At 35.8% G+C, this 22,720-nt stretch carries 19 protein-coding genes and 1 riboswitch; of the genes, 2 read left to right on the forward strand and 17 right to left on the reverse strand.

Annotated elements, in window-relative coordinates; all coding sequences use genetic code 11:
- Positions 1-37: 37 nt before the first annotated feature.
- From C1724_RS10370 to C1724_RS10410, 9 genes are all read right to left on the reverse strand, one after another.
- Positions 38-1,201: a UxaA family hydrolase gene (locus tag C1724_RS10370; RefSeq protein WP_102346581.1), complete on the reverse strand. Its 1,164-nt coding sequence runs from the start codon at positions 1,199-1,201 to the stop codon at positions 38-40.
- Positions 1,191-1,493 (reverse strand): UxaA family hydrolase, encoded by a 303-nt coding sequence (locus C1724_RS10375; RefSeq protein WP_102346582.1) that lies wholly within the window; start codon positions 1,491-1,493, stop codon positions 1,191-1,193. Before C1724_RS10375 ends, C1724_RS10370 begins: the two co-directional genes overlap by 11 nt.
- 30 nt (positions 1,494-1,523) lie before the next feature.
- Entirely contained in the window at positions 1,524-2,417 is an 894-nt protein-coding gene (locus tag C1724_RS10380; RefSeq protein ID WP_102346583.1) for a fumarylacetoacetate hydrolase family protein, read from the reverse strand.
- Positions 2,418-2,527: 110 nt separating this feature from the next.
- Positions 2,528-3,304: an IclR family transcriptional regulator gene (locus C1724_RS10385; RefSeq protein WP_102346584.1), complete on the reverse strand. Its 777-nt coding sequence runs from the start codon at positions 3,302-3,304 to the stop codon at positions 2,528-2,530.
- 96 nt (positions 3,305-3,400) lie between these two features.
- Positions 3,401-4,342 carry a U32 family peptidase gene (locus C1724_RS10390; RefSeq protein ID WP_102346585.1) on the reverse strand — a complete coding sequence of 314 codons (942 nt, stop codon included), beginning with the start codon at positions 4,340-4,342 and terminating at the stop codon, positions 3,401-3,403.
- Between the two features lie 22 nt (positions 4,343-4,364).
- On the reverse strand, positions 4,365-6,572 hold the full coding sequence (locus C1724_RS10395) for a dihydroxy-acid dehydratase domain-containing protein (RefSeq protein ID WP_102346586.1): 2,208 nt from the start codon (positions 6,570-6,572) through the stop codon (positions 4,365-4,367).
- Between the two features lie 298 nt (positions 6,573-6,870).
- Complete coding sequence (locus C1724_RS10400; protein ID WP_102346802.1) at positions 6,871-7,923, reverse strand: TRAP transporter substrate-binding protein; 1,053 nt, start codon at positions 7,921-7,923, stop codon at positions 6,871-6,873.
- 341 nt (positions 7,924-8,264) lie between these two features.
- A complete protein-coding gene (locus C1724_RS10405) occupies positions 8,265-9,182 on the reverse strand; it encodes a dihydrodipicolinate synthase family protein (RefSeq protein ID WP_102346587.1) in 918 nt (305 codons plus the stop codon).
- Between the two features lie 24 nt (positions 9,183-9,206).
- Positions 9,207-10,205 carry a C-terminal binding protein gene (locus C1724_RS10410; RefSeq protein WP_102346588.1) on the reverse strand — a complete coding sequence of 333 codons (999 nt, stop codon included), beginning with the start codon at positions 10,203-10,205 and terminating at the stop codon, positions 9,207-9,209.
- A gap of 356 nt (positions 10,206-10,561) precedes the next feature.
- A riboswitch (SAM riboswitch) is annotated at positions 10,562-10,669 on the forward strand.
- A 129-nt stretch (positions 10,670-10,798) separates the two neighbouring features.
- On the opposite strand from C1724_RS10410, the gene C1724_RS10415 reads away from it, so the two are divergent.
- Complete coding sequence (locus tag C1724_RS10415; RefSeq protein ID WP_102346589.1) at positions 10,799-11,575, forward strand: alpha/beta hydrolase; 777 nt, start codon at positions 10,799-10,801, stop codon at positions 11,573-11,575.
- Positions 11,576-11,619: 44 nt separating this feature from the next.
- Here C1724_RS10415 and C1724_RS10420 read toward each other — a convergent pair whose 3' ends face one another.
- Positions 11,620-12,216: a polysaccharide deacetylase family protein gene (locus C1724_RS10420; protein ID WP_258000340.1), complete on the reverse strand. Its 597-nt coding sequence runs from the start codon at positions 12,214-12,216 to the stop codon at positions 11,620-11,622.
- 190 nt (positions 12,217-12,406) lie between these two features.
- On the opposite strand from C1724_RS10420, the gene C1724_RS10425 reads away from it, so the two are divergent.
- Entirely contained in the window at positions 12,407-13,333 is a 927-nt protein-coding gene (locus tag C1724_RS10425; protein ID WP_102346590.1) for a 3'-5' exonuclease, read from the forward strand.
- 37 nt (positions 13,334-13,370) lie between these two features.
- On the opposite strand, the gene C1724_RS10430 is transcribed toward C1724_RS10425, so the two are convergent.
- The 7 genes from C1724_RS10430 to C1724_RS10460 all read right to left on the reverse strand — a co-directional run bounded on the left by C1724_RS10430 (position 13,371) and on the right by C1724_RS10460 (position 22,684).
- The gene (locus tag C1724_RS10430) at positions 13,371-14,300 is read right to left on the reverse strand and encodes a ketopantoate reductase family protein (protein ID WP_102346591.1); all 930 of its coding nucleotides are present in this window, start codon (positions 14,298-14,300) and stop codon (positions 13,371-13,373) included.
- A 129-nt stretch (positions 14,301-14,429) separates the two neighbouring features.
- Positions 14,430-15,224 carry an HAD family hydrolase gene (locus C1724_RS10435; RefSeq protein ID WP_102346592.1) on the reverse strand — a complete coding sequence of 265 codons (795 nt, stop codon included), beginning with the start codon at positions 15,222-15,224 and terminating at the stop codon, positions 14,430-14,432.
- A 73-nt stretch (positions 15,225-15,297) separates the two neighbouring features.
- On the reverse strand, positions 15,298-15,591 hold the full coding sequence (locus tag C1724_RS10440; protein WP_102346593.1) for a hypothetical protein: 294 nt from the start codon (positions 15,589-15,591) through the stop codon (positions 15,298-15,300).
- A 197-nt stretch (positions 15,592-15,788) separates the two neighbouring features.
- Positions 15,789-18,218, reverse strand: coding sequence for a DNA topoisomerase IV subunit A (parC, locus tag C1724_RS10445; protein ID WP_374703447.1), 2,430 nt, complete (start codon positions 18,216-18,218; stop codon positions 15,789-15,791).
- Between the two features lie 24 nt (positions 18,219-18,242).
- Complete coding sequence (gene parE / locus C1724_RS10450) at positions 18,243-20,210, reverse strand: DNA topoisomerase IV subunit B (RefSeq protein ID WP_102346595.1); 1,968 nt, start codon at positions 20,208-20,210, stop codon at positions 18,243-18,245.
- 220 nt (positions 20,211-20,430) lie between these two features.
- The gene (locus tag C1724_RS10455) at positions 20,431-20,844 is read right to left on the reverse strand and encodes a CoA-binding protein (protein ID WP_102346596.1); all 414 of its coding nucleotides are present in this window, start codon (positions 20,842-20,844) and stop codon (positions 20,431-20,433) included.
- Between the two features lie 70 nt (positions 20,845-20,914).
- Positions 20,915-22,684 (reverse strand): glycosyl hydrolase family 18 protein, encoded by a 1,770-nt coding sequence (locus C1724_RS10460; protein WP_102346597.1) that lies wholly within the window; start codon positions 22,682-22,684, stop codon positions 20,915-20,917.
- Positions 22,685-22,720: the final 36 nt, after the last annotated feature.

Genomic DNA, 22,720 nt, shown 5'->3' on the forward strand with positions numbered 1-22,720 from the left:
CGTTAATATTTTACTAGCTTAGTATAACACTTGTTTATTAGAATGTGGGACCAATTCTCCAAATTCCAAAATCATGTTGTTTTAGTATCTCTGCTTTTGTTAATTTACCTGATGAAACTGTAGTAATTTCAGAAAAAATCCGTTGACCAACTTCACTAACTGTTTCAGTACCATCGATAATTGTACCAGCGTTTAAGTCGATATTATCAGACATTTTTTCAAATATATTTGAATTTGTTGAGATTTTAATCGTTGGTGCAATCGGTGAACCAGTAGGCGTACCTCTACCTGTTGTAAATAATACGATTTGAGCTCCACCAGCAACCATACCTGTTAATTGTTCAATATCATGACCAGGTGTATCCATCCATACTAATCCTTTTTTCGTCGGTGCCTCTGCATAGTTGATTAGTTCTTGTAACGGACGACTGCCTGCTTTATTCGCAGCTCCAAGTGATTTTTCTTCTAATGAACTAAGCCCACCTTTGATATTACCAGGACTTGGGTTACCTGTACGAATGTCAACACCCATTAAAATCGAACGGTTTTCCATCGCTTCAATTACTTCATATACACGTTTAGCAACTTGATCATCAACGGCACGTGCTGCTAATAAATGCTCTGCACCAATAAGTTCTGTTGTTTCTGCAAGGATTGCAGTTCCACCATGATCAACAATCATGTCACTTACAACACCTACAGCAGGATTTGCAGATAATCCTGAGCAAGCATCAGAGCCGCCGCATTCTGTTCCAATAATTAATTCACTTATGTCACACTCTTCACGCATCAATGCAGACGCATCCTGTACCATTTTGGCAGCAACCTTTGCACCTTCAGCAATGGCTTGAAGTGTGCCGCCGTGATCTTGGATTGAGACTGTTACTACTGGTTTCCCGCTTTTCGCAATTTCACCAGCTACACTTCGAGCTTGATGTGTTTCACAACCTAATCCTAAAACAACAACACCATATACATTTGGATTCAATCCCATTCCAACATAAGTACGGAATGTTTGATCATAGTCAACCCCTACTTGTGCACATCCATGCTGATGAATAAAAGAAACTGTTCCTTGAACAAGTTCTGTAATTTGTTTTGCGGCTTGAGTAGCGCAAGTAATGGTCGGTAGGATTAGTACATGATTACGAATTCCTACTTTACCATCCGGACGACGATAACCCCAAAATTTACTTGTCAATTTTATCGCCCCTTCCTCTTTTGCCTTCTAAATTATGAATATGAACATGCTGTCCAACTTCAATATCTTTTACTGCAACACCGATTACTTCCCCATATTTGATGATGTCTTCACCTAGTTTAATAGGTACAACAGCAAATTTATGACCAAATTCGATAGGATCTTTTATTGTAACATTGAATGTTTTATCTTGGCAGACTACCTCTAATGAAGTTCCTGATTCAATATAATCTAAAGCTATCGCTACCTTATCGTGAGGTTTCATCATAACTGTTTTATGAGCTGTAGCCATAAAACAACCCCCTTTAGTTTTAGAATTCTATTAAGCTGTTACAGTAGCGTGACTTTTTACTGGATTACTTAACACACCAATACCAGAGATTTCAATATCAACACGGTCTCCATCAGCTAATGTAAATTCGTTTGGCGGAACGATACAAGTACCAGTAAGCAATACTGTACCATCAAAAATTACATTATCACGAGTTAAGTAAGAAACAAGCTCATCAAATTTTCTTTTTAATTGACCAGTGCTTGCAGAACCTTCAAATACTTGCTCATCGTTTCTAAAAATGCGGCAAGTAATTTCGAATTGATAAGGGTCTTCTACAGTTTCAGCTAAACGAATAGCAGGTCCAATTGAACAAGAATTTCTCCAAACCTTTGCTTGAGGCAAGTAAAGAGGGTTTTCTCCTTCGATATCACGGCTACTCATATCATTACCTACAATGTATCCAAGTACTTTACCTTGCTTATTAATTACAAGTCCAAGTTCTGGCTCAGGAATTTGCCATTCAGAATCTGAACGAATATATACATCCTGGTTAGGACCAACAGTACGCTTGTCAGTAGATTTGAAGAAAATCTCTGGACGTGGGGCATCATAAACTTTATCATAGAAAGTTTCAGCAACATCTAATTTACCTTGAGTTGCTTCGTAGTTTCTTGCTTCCTTACTCTTTAAGTATGTTACACCAGATGCCCAAACTTCAGGTGCTTCAATTGGAACGATTAAGTTTACATCTTCAACTTTAACTTCTAAAGGAACGCTATTAGCAATCACATCTTGAACGATTGCAAGTGCAGTTGTTTGTTTTTCATCAGCAGAGTTAATAACTTCCATGAAATCCTTTTGTGGTAGTGCATAAATGTTGCCTTCATCTGTTAATGCTGCTAACGTGATGTTGTTGTCTTGTGCAAAGCGAATAATTCTCATTTTTATTTGTCCCCTTCCATAATTCCAACACAGTTTTTTTTGTTTTATATTATCAAATCGAGTTTTTGTAAGATTACAAAAGATGAACTCAATCATCTTTTGTAATCGTCTTATCTTGGTAAACTAGCTCGATACTGATAGCCAAGTTTCGCTGATAGATCACAGCTTTTTTGTCGTAATAGTTCCGTATTTGTAGCGATTTCAGCATCTGTAAGTTGGTTGGCTGCTGCAGATAAACTTAGTGCGGCTACAACTCTTCCATCATGATTACGAATCGGAAATGCTACACAATAAACACCTGGTTCGTTTTCTTGATTATCAATTGCATAACCTTTTTCTCTTACACGATCCATTTCTTCAAGAAATTCTTCTTTACTAGAAATTGTATTTGGTGTTTGCTTAGTAAATTCATAGTCTTTTAGAATTTCTTCAATTTCATCATTTGACTTTGAAATTAAAAGCGCTTTCCCAACACCACTAGAATGAATAGGTACTCTACCACCGATTCTAGAATACAAAATCGTCGCGGTAGGGCTTTCAATTTTATCAATATATACCCCTTCATGACCCACTAAAAGAACAAGATGAACAGTTCTTCCAGTTTCTTTTGATATCTCTAGTAGATGCTGTTTCGCTAATGATCGAATATCTAGGTTTTGGATTACAAAGTTACCTCTTTCAAATAACTTTAATCCCAAGCGGTATTTGCCGTTTTCGGGATTTTGTTCGATATAATGATGCATTTGTAACGTTTTCAATAACGAGTGAACGGTGCTCTTGTGGAGCATCATCCGTTCACTAATATCCGTTATCTTTATTTCCGTTTCATATTCATCAAATAAATCTAAAATTCGTAGAGCCCGGTCTACAGCTTGAATTATAGGCATAGTGTTCATCCTTTTCATAATACTTACCAATAATTATAGTTTATTATACCTACATTGATAAGTATAGAATAATTAAGAACATTTGCAAGTATTTTATTAAACTGTTACTTTTTCCACTGGTACACCTAAACCTTCTGCACCTTTTTCAGATGTAGTTAAATGTGGCGCATAACGCTTTAATAACTCTAATCCTATCTGAGCTCTACGTACACGTTCTTTACATAGCGCAATAGAAGTACTTTCTAGGTGTGTTCCAGATGGATAAATATTAGGTGAATTTCTTAAACCAAATTTAATATAAACTGGAGCTGCAACTCTTATAATCTCAGGGATATCATAATGACGAATAAATCCACCGATGTCATCTGGTGCCTCTACATAAATATCAATTGGGATATCAATAACTTTACGAATAGCAGCTAGTTTTGCCAAAGTAAGATCTGTTGGTACGTTATACGTATCTGCACCAGCATCTTGAATTAGTTTGATAGATACTGGGTTTGATTGTGCCATTTGCACAGAAATTTTAACCACTAAATCTTCTGGAAGTTCACCAGCTTTTTTGAATTCATTTACTAGTACTAATAGACCTTCATCTGAAACTAAAATACTTCTAAAACCGAATCTAACTGCACGCTTGATATCTTCAATGGCATATACTAATTGGTCCATACCTTGTGAACGAAGACCAGCTATTTTACCAGCACTTGCTAATTGCATAGGAGTGATATCAAAAGTACCACGTGGCCCAACGAAAAGACTTACTTCTAAGTTTTCACGACGGCCAATTTCAGCCATTTGCTCAAGCTCTTCATCAGTTAATAGCATAATTCCGCTACCTTGTGAAATACGGTGAATATATACATCACGCTTTTTACATTCATCTACAAGTGCTTGAAATGAAGCAGGGCCTTCTACACTTGGTAGTTCTACACGGTATTGTGCTCCATCAGGGAATCTTTTAGTTGATGTTGGTAGATCATGGCAATCTGTACTTGGGTAACCTAATTTTTCAATAAAATCACGAGTTTCTTGCATTTACGTTTCCTCCTAAATCTGATTAGTTTGTTGTATTTATAGTAAGTTGAGACTTAAGTAATACATCAGTTTTATAGTCTAATACTGCTTCTTCTGAAACAGCAATAGGTACAACACCGTTAGCAGCATCTGTATGACCTATCATACGGTTACTTGCTGCAACTTGACGTTGACGTTTTTGCATTGTTGCTAAACGCTCTTTCGCTAATTCTTTTCTTTCGGCTCTAATATGATCAAATTTAAATTCTAATGAACCTGAACGGAATGCTGAATCATCAATGAATTGAATCTCACGTTCACGCAAACTTAAGTATAATAGATCACCAGTTTGCAAGTATAAAATTCCACCGTCTTCTTTAGCCTCAGGTGTCATATGACCAATTGCTGCACCATATGATACTCCAGAATAACGTCCATCGCTAATTAATGTTGCTAAACGCTTTAATTTACGGTTTGCATTGATATGCTGCATCGGTGTAAACATTTCTGGCATTCCAAATGCAACCGGTCCTTGGCCAGATACGAGAACTGCAATTTTCAAACTGCCATTATCAACCATCTTGTCAAATAGTGTGTGATAGTCCTCTGTTTTCCACTCATCGTAAGTACTTGGTGAATTTTGTTTTAATACCGCAAGAAGATTCTCATGGCTAAAGCTGCCATTATCTCTTAGCTTTGGCAAAAGATTGGAATCTAGTAAGCCATGGTTAGCATCATCTTCATTTTCATAATAAAGTACAAATGCAGCTTTTTTGTCGAAATCATCCAATTGATGTGTACTCATACCGCTAATTTTAACAACTGCGCTTTCAAAGAAGTTACCGGTTAACACATCTACGCCACTAAATGGTCGTCTAGGTTTAGACAAGATTACTGGATTGTCTTTTACATTATCCGCAGATAAGTTCTCTGTATTAGCTAGACGCTCACGCCATGTTTTGCCTGCAACAGTAGGTGCATCAACATCCATTGGAACTCCATTCTCTAACAACTCGTAGAATAAAGATTCCATACCACGACTTTCGCTATCACAGCACTGCATTGCAAGAGAGAATATGTCGCGTCCTTCTGTTAAACTATAATTAAACAAGTCTGGAATTGGGTGTGAATGATGAATTTCATCTAAATCCCATAAACTAAATTTAAATCCACCGTAAAGCATTCCAGCTACTGTATGCATCATTAAATTTGTAGAACCGCCTGATGCGCTATGAATACGGATTGCATTGCGAATATTTGTTGCCATAATATTGGCAGCCCCATAATACGGATCATTAATCATTACTGCTAAGCTATCAAGCACTTCATTTACTTGTGATTGGTTCGGTGATTGTGTAAGCAGCTCTACTGCAGGGTGAACTAATCCCATACCCGCAACTAAGTGACGTGAGCTATTACCTGTACCATTGAACGCGCAAACGCCTCCGCTTCCATCACATGTTGCAACTGCTAAACGTTTTTCATAATCTTTATGAGCAGCTTTTGTAATAATACTGCGGTCTACCAGGCGTTCAAAAACACCTTGAAATGCTGTATTCGATGAACATTGTAAAATGTATGCCATCGCATCTCTTAAATCATCAGCTAAGTCTGGTGCACCTTGTTGCTCGGCATTCTTTGCCACTTCTTCTAATTCCGCAAATAAAGCTGGCGGTATTGTGCCACCTTGTAAAACATGTGCAGGTGCAAAAGTTGCAAAAAACGGCGCTTCTCCGCGATATTGGCGAATTCTATCTAAGTGTGCCATAGCACTTACTACACCTAATGGTTGTTTATCACAGCCTTGGATTACAAATGCTCCATGATAGCTATGAGCTTCCATTTGGTTAACAACCATTTGAGCAACAGCGTTCCGGCTTTGTAATGAATAGCTCATACCTTGGTTGTTTTGTGCTGTTCCATCGCACATAACCGGTGTTGAGAAATAAAACGGAATACCACCATTTTGCCAAATACGAATGGCAGCATGTGCAGATGTTTTAAAGTCCATAATATGTGCTGGGTGATCAGCTGATCCACCGACTATGGCAATACGAGGTGCATTTTCCTCTAATCGATTTACTATTTCTTCAAGCGTCCAATCAGGCGCTGGCCCTTCATACTCAGTTCCAAGTAACTGTTTCGAACGGTCTAACAAACCTGCAACAGTAATGGGTTCGTTTGCTTTACCTTGAACGTTATCACGATAAGGGTTATACGAATTTTGAATCTTAGGATATAAAACTGACATATTGTTAACTCCCCTCATAGATCTGGTATCTATCTAATCCACCCCAATTAATGTCCGTATTCTACCATCACCCCCTGAATTTGCTATCTTAGAATATTATAAAAGCAATATAGCTATAATTGTCAATATTATTTTAGGATTCTAGTAAAAAAGTTTTATACTATCAAACCGAGTTTTGAAAGAGATTCAAAAAAATTTATTAATAACGAAAATAACAGGGCGGATTTACGGATGAAATCCGCCCTATGTTCAGGGATATAAAGGCGATCAATTGAAATTCTAATCTTGTAAACTACTATTATTGATTTTTAGCGATTTCTGCTAAATATTCATCAACATATTCTTTACCGATTGTATCAGCGTGTTTCTCAATAACTGGTGCTACTGCTTCTGCAAAGCGTGCATGTTCTTCTGGTGTGATTTCAGTAAATGTCATTGATTGTTTTAATCTTTCTAAACTTTCAGCTGCAACTTCACGGCTGCGTTGACGGTTATGCTTACCAGCTTCAACTGCAGCGTTTCGGATAATCTCTTGTTGTTCTGGTGTTAAAGTATCCCAAATTTGCTTACTGAATAAGAAGATAAATGGTGTATAAACGTGATTTGTGCTTGATACATGTTGTTGTACTTCAGCATACTGACTTAAATCAATTGTTGGATATGGATTTTCTTGTCCATCAACTGTACCTTGTTGCATTGCAGTAAATAATTCAGTGAAAGCCATTGGTGTTGGATTTGCCCCTAATGCTTTCCAAGCATCTAAGTGAATTTCGTTTTCCATTGTACGAATTTTCAAACCTTGAAGATCTTCCATTTTCGCAACAGCGCGCACGTCATTCGTTAAGTTACGGAAACCATTTTCCCACCAAGCTAATCCAACTAAACTTTGTTCTTCAAGTAAGCTAAACATTTTTTCACCAAATGGTCCGTCTAGCACTTTGTCAGCTACTTCTGCACTTGGAATTGTGAAAGGTAAGTCAAACACTCCATATGCTGGAATAAAGTTAACTAACGGTGATGTAGAAGGAATAGTAATTTCAAGCGTACCAAATTGTAACATTTCAATCGCAGAACGATCATCAGCTATTTGTCCTGAATGGTATACTTCAACGATGAAATCATCAGTTTGACTTTCTACTAATTCTTTGAACTTCATTGCTGATTCATATTCTGGATGTTGATCATTAACACCGATACTTACACGAAGTGTTTTCTTTTCACCACTACTAGATTCAGTTCCAGCACTTTCACCTTCTGAAGAAGAACCAGTTGATGTACTAGAACCACCTCCGCAAGCTGCTAATAAAAACAATGATAAGATCATAAGTACACTTATAATTTTCTTTTTCATAGACATGAACCCCTCCTGCATCTTATATCTTTTATTTTAGTAGTTTGATATAGCCAGCCTTGATCGCCTACCCTCCTTTCATGACCTTTCGAAATCATTGTTTTGTAATATAAAACACCGTTTTACATAACATGTAAAAAATAGAATGTTTTATATTATAAAACACCGTTTCCTTTTTGCATTTCAAAAGGTGATAAATCAATAATACCTGAAAAGGCTTTCACTCGCAAGAATTTTTTGAATAAAAAATCCATTTATTTTCTCGGGATAATTTACTGATAAATCTGAATCCTTTACACAAAAAAAAGAAATCTACTGAATAGCAGATTTCTTTGTCACTATTAGTTTTTATAGAGTCCAGCTTTACTTAAAATAGTTTTAAGCTCCTCTAACTTACTTTCCGCAAGTTGGTTTGCAGGTGGCAACACGTATGTTGAAGACAGTTCTCTACCTGTTAAACGCATCGCTTCTTTTACAACACTCACAAATGGTGTATCTAATTTATACATAAGTGGTAAATATGCTAAACGGCGATGCAATTCCGTTGCTTTCGCAAAATCACCTGATTGAAAGGCTCGATATATACCAACTTGTAGTTCAGGTGCAAAGTTAGTGCTGGCAGAAATAGCACCATCGCCTCCAAGAGCTAAGTTGTTCAATAAATGATCATCAAAGCCAGTTAATACTGCAAAATCAGGTCTTTCAGCCTTTACTGTTAAGATCATTTCTCGAATATGTCCAGCTGTATCAACAGTTTCTTTAATACCTACGATATTAGAATGATTCTTAGCAAGCTTGAGAACAAACTCCGGAGATAGATCCTGACCAGTCAATCCAGGAAAGTTATAAAAAATTATGTTTGTATCTACCGATTCGGCAATAGTTGAGTAGTGTTTATATAAGTTTTCTTCAGATAAATTCCAATAAAAAGGGTTGACGATAACAACACCATCTGCCCCTACTTCTTTACTATGTTTTGATAAGTCTATTACCTCACGAGTATTCGTACCCCCTGTTCCGATAAGAACAGGAACACGACCGGCTACGTATTTAGTTGCAAACGAAGCTACTTCCATTCTTTCTTCAGTTGACATTTGACTGAATTCGCCACCTGTACCTAAAAAGAATAGACCATTGACTCCTGAATCGATTAAATAATCAATTAGCTTTTTCATACTTGCAGTATCTAAAGAACCATCGCTAGTAAACAAAGTTGAAACCGGTGGGATAATACCTTTAAACAGCACGTTCGTACTCATCAGTTTTTACACTCCCAAAATAGACTAATTATTCTTTTCTTTTAGTTTTACTGTTTCTTTTACTTCTTTATTGAACAAATAAGTAGGATAATATCCTGCTAATACATCGGCGATATTTTGTGCTGTTTTTCGTTTCAATTCTAACTCTGCCTCTTCAGAATACCAAGCAGCATGTGGATTTAATACAACATTATCCATTTTTAACAATGGGTTATCACTTGCAATAGGTTCCTGTTCTAGAACGTCCAAACCTGCTCCTGCAATTTCCCCATCTTGTAACGCCTTAATTAACGCTTGCTCGTCAATAACAGGACCTCGAGCAGTATTAATAATAATCGCTTCTTTTTTCATTAACTTGAATTGTTTTTCTCCAATTAAGCCACGAGTTGACTCCATTAAAGGTGTATGAACAGATATATAGTCAGATTGCTCACATAGTTCATCAAGAGTTACTAGCTTTACATTTAAATCATTAGCAACTTGTTCAGGTATGAATGGATCATATGCAATGACATTGATACCGAATGCCTGAGCTTTTTTAGCCAAGGTTTGAGGTATACGGCCAAGACCGGCTAAGCCTAACACACGTCCTCTTAGACGGAAGATTGGTACGCTTACTTTAAAATCCCAATTTCCTCGTTTAACTTCATTATTTAATACTACTGTTTTTCTAGCACAAGACATTAATAGTGCGAATGCATGATCTGAAACTTCATCCATACAATAATCTGTGACATTACCTACAATAACATTATTTTCTGTCGCTGCTGCAATATCAACTGTATTTACACCAACACCATAGCGTGAGACAACTTTTAAATTTGGAAGGCTTTCAAGCACTTTTCTAGAAATCGGAGCGTATTGATTAAGGATACCATCAGCATCCTTTGCCGCTTCAATCACTTCGTCCTCTGTTTTACATTGTGCACGGATTAACTCTGCATCAACAGTAGCAAGCACTTCTTCTTCAGGTGCTAACGTGGAAAATTCAAAATCTGTAATAACTACTTTAAACTTACTCAACTGATTCATCTCCTAATTACATATATTCTTTCTGCGACTAGTATTATGTAGTTTAGTCTAAAATATTCTCCTGAAAATGCGACTAACTCTGTTCTATATAATAAAACAGAGTTTTGAATATTTAAAAACTATTCTTATTTTATAGTAATTTATTTTTTTTATCAATAAATTTGAATGAGTTTTTAAGATTGTCACAATTCATTAATTCCTTATCCACTACGCCTTTAATTACTCAGGATTATATGTACCTCGTATCTTGTTTACTGCAGGATTGTTATATTTAAAATTTGCTAATTGACATGCAGATTTCATCATGTTAGAATAAAACCGATTAAATAAATCGGAAAACTCAATATAGATTATCAAGAGTGGACGAGAGATTTGGCTCACTGACTCCACAGCAACCAGCCTTAAATGGAAAAGGTGCTCCTACCAACAAAGCCAATTGCTTTGGATGATGACGTAATGTTAAAACTCCTTTGCAACCGCGCAAAGGGGTTTTTTATATGCTCTTAAATTCTAATGCCCTTGTTTTAATATAGTTTTCTAAATGATTTTTTAACAATTAAACAACTTAAAGAGGAGAGATTTAGATGATACCAAATGAATATAATGTACTAAAAGGTGCGGAATCTTTTTATATAAAAGGAAATAATACTGGTATTTTACTACTTCATGGCTTTGTTGGAACGCCACAAAGCGTTCAATATATAGGAGAAAAGTATGCTGAAAAGGGATTGACAGTCTTAGCTCCAAGATTAAAAGGTCACGGCACACATTATACAGACCTTAATACTATAAGCTATTACGAATGGATTAACGAATGTATAGATGCATATAACACATTAAAAAAAGAATGTGACCAAGTTTTCATAATTGGTCAATCGATGGGTGGCATACTTGCATTGCACCTTGCAAGTATACTTAAGGATGTAAGTGGAGTTATTACTATAAATGCTGCAATCCACGTACCCGGATATGAAATCTATAGGGGCGCTGAGTCACCTAGATATATTCATGAAGGTACCCCTGATATCAAAGACCAAGCGGTAAACGAAATCACTTACGAGCAGGTACCATTACATTCAATTAAGCAATTACTATCCGTAATTGATCATACAAAAAAGACACTTTACCAGGTAACGTGCCCACTTTTACTTTTTAAATCCTCTATTGACCATGTTGTACCACCAATAAGTACGGATTTTATCTATGATAGTGTCCAATCGCAACATAAGATGATAAAGATACTGAACAATTCCTACCATGTAGCATCTATGGACTATGATAAAAATATCATCATTAATCACACTATTGATTTTATTACCGATGTTAAAAGCCAAAAACAAAAGTATAAACTCCTCCAGTAGGAGTTTATACTTTGATTTAAATACTCTCATCCCTTCTGTTCGAATTAAAAAGTGCAGAAGTCTAGACCTTTAGCACGTATGCCTTTTATAATATGGGGTAAAGCCACCACTGTTTGTTCTAGCTCATGTAGTAAAACAATCGAGCCTGGCCTACTATTTTCAACAACATTATTAACAATCATATAAGGCTGTTCCTTTAATTCCCAATCATATGATGAAATTTCCCACATAATTGGGGTTAACTGTAACCGTTCCAATATATCTAATGTTGCGTCATTATATCTACCAAACGGCGGTCTAAAATAAGAAACTGTTTCTCCAGTAATTTTTTCAATTGACTTCTTACTACTCTTAATCTGTCTGTACTGCTCACTATATGACAATCTAACTAGATCTTTATGATTAATGCTATGTGTACCAATCCTGTGGCCTTCTGCGAGCACTCTTTTCCAAGGCCGTTTTTCATAAAGTAATCGAGATTGCCAAAAGAATACAGCAGGCACCTTTTCTTTTAATAAAATATCTAAGATTGTATTTAAGTTCCTGCTTGGACCATCATCAAATGTCAATACAACTTTATCGTTGTTATTTTTCATTTGTGATACGTTAGTCAACCAGCGGTTATCTTTAAGATCGTACACGATCTCACTTTTAACTACTCAAGGACTATTCATAAAATTCACTCCTAGATTGTGATTTATCCCATCTACACAGAATTTTTTAACTAGCTTAATAGAATCACTGTAATTTGGAATTCAATTGGAAAAACTTTTTACTTTATCTATAAGATTAAAGCCATTTATAATATCATGTTAGGGAAGGGGAGAAAAAATGGCAACTATCAAACAATATGTATTTTTTGATTTTGAAATGCTTTGCTCAAAGCGTGCTATGCCATTCGCAGAAATGGAAGCCATACGTTTAGGTGCTGTTAAATATGACCTTCAAACTAAAGAAATAGAAACTTTTGATCAATATATACGTCCAACTACTTTAGAACCTTTAAGTGATTTTTGCAAATCATTAACGGGTATTCAAGACTCTGATTTGGACCAAGCTAACGGTTTCCCAACAGTGTTTGGACAATTTTTAGATTGGATTAATGGAGTTAAAAAAACCCGCTTTTTTTCTTGGTCAACAAGTGATTTATTACGTTTACAACACGATGCCCAAATGCATAATATCCCTGTAAGTACGATTGCCAAAATTGAAAAACGCTATATCGATTTTCAGGAAATTTTCACGAAAAAGGTATCAAAAACAAATCACTCTGTTGAAAATGCGTTAGGCTTATATAACCTGGAATTTGTTGGCGAAACACATAATCCAATGTACGATTCCTATAATACACTACAATTATATATTAACTTTACACAAGCTCCAAAACAGTCAGAGCTTATCATGTTAAAACAATTCATTTTTATTGACAAAGATGTTAGTGCGATAGACATTAATACCGAGTTGAAATACCAATTTAAGCAAGATATTCAGGATTATTTAACAGACTTAAAGATTATCCATAAAATAAGAGATGCAAAAAAACTGATTAAACGGACAAAAAAAATAGTTCATAAATACGAAAACATTATTACTAATCGTGCTGGGCTATACGATAGCCAGATCATTGAGTGGGTAAAAGAACTACTATCTTTTTATCTAGAACTGATGTCTAATTATGAGTATCACCTTTCATACGGCTCAAAAATTGTCATCCTTCATGAGCAATTAATTAAACCACTCCACAAATTAACAGCTTAAAAATCCGAAATGAACTAATGTTTCGGATTTTTAATTTTCATTCAGACTCAATGATAGAACCATTCTTGAAAGGATGTAGCAATGAATATAGTGCCTTTACATTTGGAGTTGATACACCATATTCTGCTGCAAATTTCAAAACTGCTCCTTGGATACTATCTAACTCAAGTGGCAGGCCTTTTTGAAGATCACGATGCATCGATGATGTCATTGCGGGTGGTAGATTTTGGAGCATTTGAATAATCTGATCACCCATATCCTCTGGTATAAAAACTCCTTTAAGTTTAGCGATTGCCACTATTTCCTTAATCATCTCTTGTAAAAATGAAAAGGTTTCTACATCCTTGATTGCAACTCCAATTGGTTGGCGTAGTGCTGATGTAATCCCACTTAAAGATGTAATAAATATATATTTCCTCCAAATATCAGTTAAAATATTTTCTGACAATGTTACAGTAATGCCAGCTTCTCTCATCTTTTCTTCAAGCTTATTCACCATCTGGGACTTTTCTGAGGTCAATGAACCAAAAATAATATCTTGCATATGACTTGTTTGCACAACATCTCCTTGTGAATTGAGTGTTGTTTCTATTTGGCATAAACCTCCTAGTACATTTTCCTTTCCATACTTTGAAACCAACAAATCAAGATGCTCTACACCATTTAATAGAGGAAGTATTTTTGATCCTTTTTGAACTAATTCACTAATTTGTGGTAGAGCTTCATTTAGATGGTAATTTTTTAAAGATAATATAACTAGATCAGGTTCTTTAATTTGGCTTACGTCTTTTGCCAATGTAGGGCAAATCGAAAAATCTCCGTGAACACTATATACATTTAGACCGTGTTTCTTTAGCTGTTCATATCGTTTGGGGCGTACTAAAAACGTAACCCTATTTCCCTTAAAAGCTAGCTTTCCACCGAAATATCCACCAACTGCACCAGCACCCATTACTACAATATTCATACAAATCCCCCTTTTCCTCGTTACTCACATATTTATGAGCAATTATTAAACAAATATACTACAATTCTAAATGTCGCTGCACAACAATTAAAGTCTTTTTATAGAATAAGTATATTATGGGGGTAACTCTTATTGATCGGTTTTCACTCCGATTAATTCGTAAATTGCATCTGCTACTGTTTCTACAACATGAGTAGCTGCTTTTTTTACATCCTGATGGGCAGTAGCCATCGCAAAGCTGTGCTCAGTCAATTGAAACATTGGTATATCATTAAAAGAATCCCCAATACATGCAATTTCCTCTTGATTGATATCAAGGTGGTCAAGCAAAATAAGAATGGCATTACCTTTGCTTATATTCTTTGGAACAATATCCAGTATTTTCGATTCAGATATATAGGCATCCATTACGTTGGGATACTGCTCAGTCAGCTCTTTGTGTAGCTTACATATTTGTTCCTCTGTTCCATTAAGAATTAACTTTGATGGAAAGATAGTTTTTCCTATTTTATTTAACAAATTTTTTTCTTCTAGTACAGGACTAAACAATCTTTCTTCAATCTTTATTATATGCTCCGTTCTTTCTTCCACATATTCTTTATCGATCGTTGAGAGAAAAGTAATTAGATTTTCTTTTTTAATTCGCTCATATAATTCTATTGCTACTTCAGGCGGAAATGTAGTTTCATGTAGTTGTTTTTCCTCGACGGTATAAATAAAGCCGCCATTTTGACTAATACGATGGAATTTTGATCCTAACATATTTGCAACAGCTTTAATATCGATATCCTTTCGACCTGATGCAAGGCAAAAATCTATGCCTTGCTGTAAAGCCATATTTACAGCTTGTTTATCCTTTATACTTATTTCATTTTTCTCGGTTAATAAGGTTCCATCCAGATCACAGATTATCATTTTAATCATAAAAAAATGCTCCTAACTCTATTCAATAAAGAAAAGGCTTCAAACGTAATGAAAGCCTTCTCGATTTACTTCACTATTTTTTTAGATCAGGCGCAAACTCATTCGCCATTTCGATTAATGGTTTTAATCGACCTGCATTTAAAGATGTATTTACTGAATCTTCATTAAGGCTTAAACGGGTTTGCTTTGGCTCAGTTTTAATGTTTTTAAAAAAACTAACAGTGATCCCTGCTGCTAGTATACTCAAGATGGTAATAATCCAAGGTGTTTGACTTCTTTTCTTTTGCTGCAGTCCAAATATTTGTAAAAATCCACTACCAAATTTTTGCATATTCAACAGATTAATTACTTGTTGTATCACATTCATTTTACCCCTTCTCTCTTTCTATTCGAGTATGTCTAGGTTATTCAACATTATTTTGTGTAAATTCACTTTATTTATTTAAACTACCTAAAACTTTCAGGATATGTACTTGGTTTTGAATGTGAAACATTTCAGAAAATATAACTTGTAGAAAAGCACCGCCACTATCATAGAGCGGTGCTTAAACTTTCATAAATATACTACTCTTTCCCCTCGTCTATGGGTTCTGTATCCTTTGAGACTATCCATACTTCTTTAATACTTCCACTTTCATCAGCATCGATAATAAACGATCCATTACTGTAACGATCATTTAACCTTAAATTCTCAGGATCCACGCTTGTAATAATATCTTTTTCTGTTTTCAAAAATACTAGTTGATTTTTTTCGACAGCTTTTAAACTAGCAACAAAATGAGGATTCGATTTTAATTCTCTTAACATAACTAATCCACGTTTAGCACGACTTGTTTTCTCAAATTCTTTTAGCGCCATCTTTTTGGCTGCCCCTCGATGAGTAAGGAGCACTAGTTCAACCGAGGAGTCAGGTTTAAAGACAGCCCCACTAACAACGAAGTCACCATCCTTCAAATTAATAGCCTTAACTCCCGCTGCACGTTGTCCCATAATACTTACTTCTTCCTCAGTAAACCACAGTCCATAGCCATTTCTAGTTGCTATGAAGATATCATGATCCCCATTTGAAATGAGAACATCTACAACCTCATCATCGCCTTTTAAATTAACTGCAACGAGCGGTTTCGAATAACGTTGTGCTTGATATAATGATAGCTGTGATTTTTTTATCATTCCATTTTTTGTAAAGAATAACAAGTATTCATCTTCTTTAAATTCTTTAACCGGTACTGCACGTACTAAATCCTCATTTTTATCAATTGGAACAATATTAGCAACGTGTTGCCCTAAGTCTTTCCAGCGGATATCTGGCATCTCATGGACCGGGATATAAAGGTAATTCCCTTTATTGGTAAATAACAATAGCTTATCGGTTGTATTGATTTCAAATTGTCCAATTAAATAATCGTTTTCTTTTATACCGAAATCCTTCCCATTTGAGGCAGCATATGACCTTGGTGATGTTCTCTTAATGTATCCATCCTTTGTTACAGTTACGATTACATCTTCTGATGGCACCATTACCTCTAGGTTAATTATTATTTCTTCAATTACATCTTCAATTTTCGTACGCCGTTCATCCGCATACGTTTTTTTAATGTGAAGCAGGTCTTTTTTTATGACATTAAATAATTTTATAGGACTATTTAAAATGCTTGTCAGCATATCTATTTTCTTTTGAAGTTCATCAGCTTCTTCTTGAAGCGCTGTAATGTCCGTGTTTGTTAAACGATATAACTGTAAATTTACGATTGCTTCTGCCTGGGGTTCTGTAAACTGATATTTAGCCATCAAATTATTTTTTGCATCACGCTTGTCCTTTGATGCGCGAATCGTAGCGATTACTTCATCAAGAATCGAGATGGCTTTGATTAAGCCTTCCACAATATGTTGACGTTCTTTTGCTTTATCCAATTCATATTGTGAACGTCTCGTTACAACCTCTTTTTGATGACCAATATAAGCATCCAAAATTTGCGGTAAACTCATTTGTTTTGGTGTACGATTTGCAATTGCTACCATATTAAAATTATACGATACCTGCAAATCGGAATTTTTATAAAGGTAATTCAAGACACCCGTGGCATCTGCATCTTTCTTTAATTCAATTACAATTCTTAAGCCTGTACGATCCGTTTCATCTCGAACTTCTGAAATCCCATCCATACGGCGGTCAATCCTGAATTCATCAATTTTTTTTACAAGATTGGCTTTATTTACTTCAAACGGGATCTCATCAATCACAATTTGTTGTTTGCCACCTCGTAAATCCTCAATTGCTGCACGGCCTCGTATAACAATTCGACCTTTACCGGTTTCATAAGCTTTTTGAATACCATCTATCCCCTGGATAATACCACCAGTTGGGAAATCAGGACCTTTAATTACTTTCATTAAATCCTGTACAGTACAAGTAGGATTATCTATTCTCATAATAACGCCATCAATGACTTCACCTAAATGGTGAGGTGGAATTTCAGTTGCATATCCAGCCGAAATCCCTGTTGATCCATTGACTAACAGATTTGGAAACATCGCCGGTAAGACAGTTGGTTCATTAATCGTATCATCAAAGTTTGGCGTAAAATCGACGGTATTTTTCTCAATATCACGTAAAAGTTCTGATGCAATCGCAGAAAGTCTCGCTTCTGTATAACGCATTGCCGCAGGCGGATCTCCATCAATACTACCGTTATTCCCGTGCATTTGTATTAAAACATTGCGTACCTTCCAATCCTGACTCATCCGCACCATTGCTTCATAAACAGACGAGTCACCATGTGGATGGTAATTACCAATTACATTACCAACTGTTTTAGCAGATTTTCTATAGGGCTTTTCATTAGTATTTCCTTCTTGATACATGGCATATAAAATCCGTCTTTGCACTGGCTTTAAACCATCACGGGCATCCGGTAACGCCCGATCTTGGATTATATATTTACTATAGCGACCAAAACGGTCACCTAGCACATCTTCAAGAGGTAATTCCATTACTTTATCAAATAAAGACAAAATCTATTCACCTCGATCAATTGACAAATTTTCGTTTTCTAAAATATTCAAATCGTCTTCAAGACCAAACGCTACGTTGGACTCAATCCACTTACGTCTTGGCTCAACTTTATCACCCATAAGAGTGGTTATACGTCGCTCGGCACGAGCAATATCTTCTATTTTCACACGAATTAACGTTCTAGTTTCTGGATTCATCGTAGTTTCCCAGAGCTGGTCGGCATTCATTTCACCAAGACCTTTATAGCGCTGAATGATATAACCCCTACCAACCTTTTTTATTGCACCTTTTAGCTCATTATCATCCCAAGCATATTCAATCACTTCTTTTTTTCCAGTCCCTTTACTCACTTTATAAAGAGGAGGAAGAGCGATATATACCTTGCCTTCTTCAATCAATGATTTCATATAGCGATAGAAAAAGGTTAATAGCAAGACTTGAATATGTGCACCATCAGTATCCGCATCCGTCATGATGATGATCTTATCATAATTAATATCCCCTATATCAAAATCAGAGCCAACTCCAGCACCAATGGCATGAATAATTGTATTTATTTCTTCATTTTTGAAGATATCTGCTAGTTTGGCTTTTTCAGTATTAATAACTTTACCACGTAATGGTAGAACGGCTTGGAAACGACGATCCCTACCTTGTTTAGCGGAGCCGCCTGCTGAATCACCCTCTACTAGGTACAACTCATTTTTCTGAGGATTTCTTGATTGTGCAGGTGTTAATTTTCCACTTAGCATTGATTCTTTTCGTTTTTTCTTTTTGCCACTGCGCGCTTCCTCACGTGCTTTCCTAGCAGCTTCACGCGCTTCTGCTGCTTTAATCGATTTTTTGATCAGTAACGAACTAATATCGGGATTTTCCTCTAGAAAATAAGCTAAATTCTCAGAAACAACTCCATCCACCGCTGATCGAGCTTCACTTGTTCCAAGTTTCCCTTTTGTTTGACCTTCAAACTGAAGCTTCTCTTCAGGAATTCGAACTGAAACAATCGCAGTCAAGCCTTCGCGAATATCGTTGCCATCTAGATTTTTATCTTTTTCTTTTAATAAATTTACTTTGCGTGCAAAATCATTGAATACCCGCGTCATTGCTGTTTTTGATCCGGCTTCATGTGTACCGCCATCTTTAGTGCGAACATTATTTACGAAAGATAAGATATTTTCGGAATAGCCATCATTAAACTGGAATGCAAACTCCACTTCAATTCCTTGTTGCTCACCTTCAAACGCAACAACCTGATGCAAAACATCTTTATCTTCGTTTAAAAAATCAACGAATGCCTTAATTCCAGATTCAAAGTGAAATACATCTTCTAATTGATGTCGTTCATCTTTAAGTGAAATTTTAAGCCCTTTCAACAAAAAAGCGGACTCACGTAACCGTTCACCCAATGTATCATAATTAAACACAGTCGAACTAAAGATAGTCGGATCGGGTTTAAAATGAATGGCAGTGCCTGTTTGTTTTGTTTTCCCGATTTTTTCCAAAGTTGTAACCGGTTGACCACCGTTCTCAAAGCGTTGGCGGTAGATATGACCATCACGTTTAATGGTTACGGTCAGTGTTTCAGATAAGGCATTTACAACCGAGGCCCCCACACCGTGTAAACCACCACTTGTCTTGTATCCACCTTGTCCAAATTTCCCACCAGCATGAAGAACCGTTAAAATAACCTCTGGCGTGGGCTTCCCCATCTTATGCATCCCCGTCGGCATGCCACGTCCTTCATCCTCAACGGTTATACTGTTATCTTTATGTATGATGACTTGTATATGATTGCCGTGCCCGGATAAGGCTTCATCAACGGCATTGTCAACAATCTCATAAACAAGATGATGTAATCCGCGAGCATCTGTGCTCCCTATATACATACCAGGGCGTTTTCGAACGGCCTCTAATCCCTCGAGAACCTGGATTGCGTCGTCATTATAATCAAACTGTTGTTTATTAACCAATTGTCTAAACCCCTTTCGAACATACCCTTCAGAAATCTATCTTACCATAAAGTGAAACTCTATCAGTAGGTGTTTTTATGAACCCTAAGACAGTTAGTTGAATTAACCGTTAAGTATCTAACGTTTATTGTAGCGATTGAAATAGATTTCGCAACTAGTTACTTTCGAGAGAAAAAGAAAAATCCCTGCATTAGCAGAGATTAATTCAAGATTTGTTTTTTTATTTTGTCATTGCATGCTCTACTTTTATACAACGATCCATGATAACAATAATATCATTTTCTTTTAAATACCGATATGCTTCTTCATTTACAACTCCAGATTGAGCCCAAAACACATCTGCGCCAATCTCAACTGCTTCCTTTGCAAGCGCTGGTAAATATTGTGATCGTCTAAACACATTTACGATATCAACATGTCCTTCAATTTCTTTTAACGAAGATACTGCCTTTACACCTAAGGAACTCTTAATATTTGGATTTACTGGTATAATTTCATACCCTGCTTTTTGCATTGCTTCCGAAATCATATAAGAAGTTCGGTAGGGATTATCAGACAAACCAACAACTGCGATTCTTTTCTTTTCTTTTAATATTTTACCTATTTCTTGCCGACTTGGATTTTCGATAACCATCCTGATCACTCCAAACCTTTATCTTACCTTTATTAAACAAAATCTTTCCTTTGAATGCAAAGAATAGGTCTTACTTTTCTTCTTTTTTGATTGGTTCTAATTGTTTTAAAGATTGATCTACTATACTCCACATACTTTCATTAGCAAAACTACGATTCCAACTAGCAATTCCGGCTAATTGATACTTATGAACAAGCTGTGCTCTTTTTTGAAGAGATTTTTCATTTTCAAGCCATATTTTATAGGTTGCTTGTTCTTTTTCGTCTGTAAATTGGACAAAGTCTTGGCCAGATTTTTCATAGTATTGTGGCTGCAAATTCCGATCACTTATCCATTTATAAGTATCTTCCATACCATAAGCTTTTGATGATACTTCAATATTACCGCCAGGAGTTTTTTGCTCTTTCCATATCCTAGTATAAGTAGGAATTCCAAGAATTAAGCGTTCATTTGGAACCACTTCTAATAACTTAGCTAAATTTTTTTCAACCCACGGTAAACTAGAGACACTTCCTGCTACAGGTGATGTTGCCCAATGCTCGTCATAGGCCATTACCATTAAATAATCGACGATCTTACCCAGCTTTTCACGATCATAAAACATCGACCAATTTTCACTGTTAGATATAAAGGTAATATCCATTGATACAGTTAAACCTGCTTGATGAAGATAGGCTGTTAATTCTTCAACAAATTGTGTAAGTAAATCACGATCTTCAACATTCACATTTTCAAAATCAATATTTATTCCATCAAGTTTATACATTGCTGAATATTGCAGCAACTGTCGTATCATTTTTTTACGTGTTTGAAAATCCTTTAAAGTTTCATGTGTTTTTACTGGATCAAAATCATTTGAAAATACAGCCCATACGTGGTATCCTTTGCTTTTTGCCCATTCAACATAATTGAGTGACGCAAGATTGCTAATATCACCTTCTGCATTTTTTATAGAAAACCAAGTAGGTGATATCACATTTAGTCCTGGCATAACGGGAATTTTTGTAGGGTCTGGATTTTCTGAATAAACAGCTTCCCAAGTTAGGTTAATTGGCCAATTTAACGGAGGAGTTTGGACTTCGGGTTCTGATATTGTTGCACTTTTAATAGTTATCATTTTAGGGTCCTGGAGCTCTACCACTTCTTTTGATACATAACCAGCTATTCCATTTTCTTTTCGAATGAAATAATAATTTTGGACGTCATTTTCAACCTCAATTTGTTCTCCCGCAATTAACTCATCTACATAAGCAGCATAACGGTTTGGCGTTACACGAATGCGAAGATCTTTATCATTATTTTTATACTCCTCTTTTACAATAGCCGGCAAAACAATATCTCCATGCTTTACAATCTTTATCGCTCCGGTTTCTTCCAAATATTGAACCTTAAAAGGATAAATGGAAGTCAATGGTCCAAATTCAAGGTACATGCTACCATCTACAGTTACTAAAGCAGGCATCTGAAGTTTCATCGGTGGCATATCATTTACAGTATACTGCAACTGCTCGTTTGGCAGCTGAATGACTTTGTTTTCTGTCGTTATTATCACAGAAGATGATTGTTCATCAAATATAAGACTGTCATCCATATTTTCTTTAATAAACGTCAATGGTAAATAAACTGTGTCATTCTTTATAACAGCCTCTTCCTTATATATTGAACCTTGAAAAATGATCGGGTTTTTAATATCAAAAAAAGTTGCTTTCTTATTACTTTGCAAATACAAAAATAACAGGGTGGCACTTATAACTACAACCATTATGGAAAGCAACATGCCAATTACAATCGGTGTCTTTCTTTTAAACAGACGCTTTTGCTGAGTTACAATATTCGACATTTTTTCTCCTCCCCCTATCATCCTACGAAATTAACA

This window comes from Bacillus sp. Marseille-P3661 (assembly GCF_900240995.1).
In the GTDB taxonomy this organism is placed as follows: Bacteria; Bacillota; Bacilli; order Bacillales; family Bacillaceae_J; genus OESV01.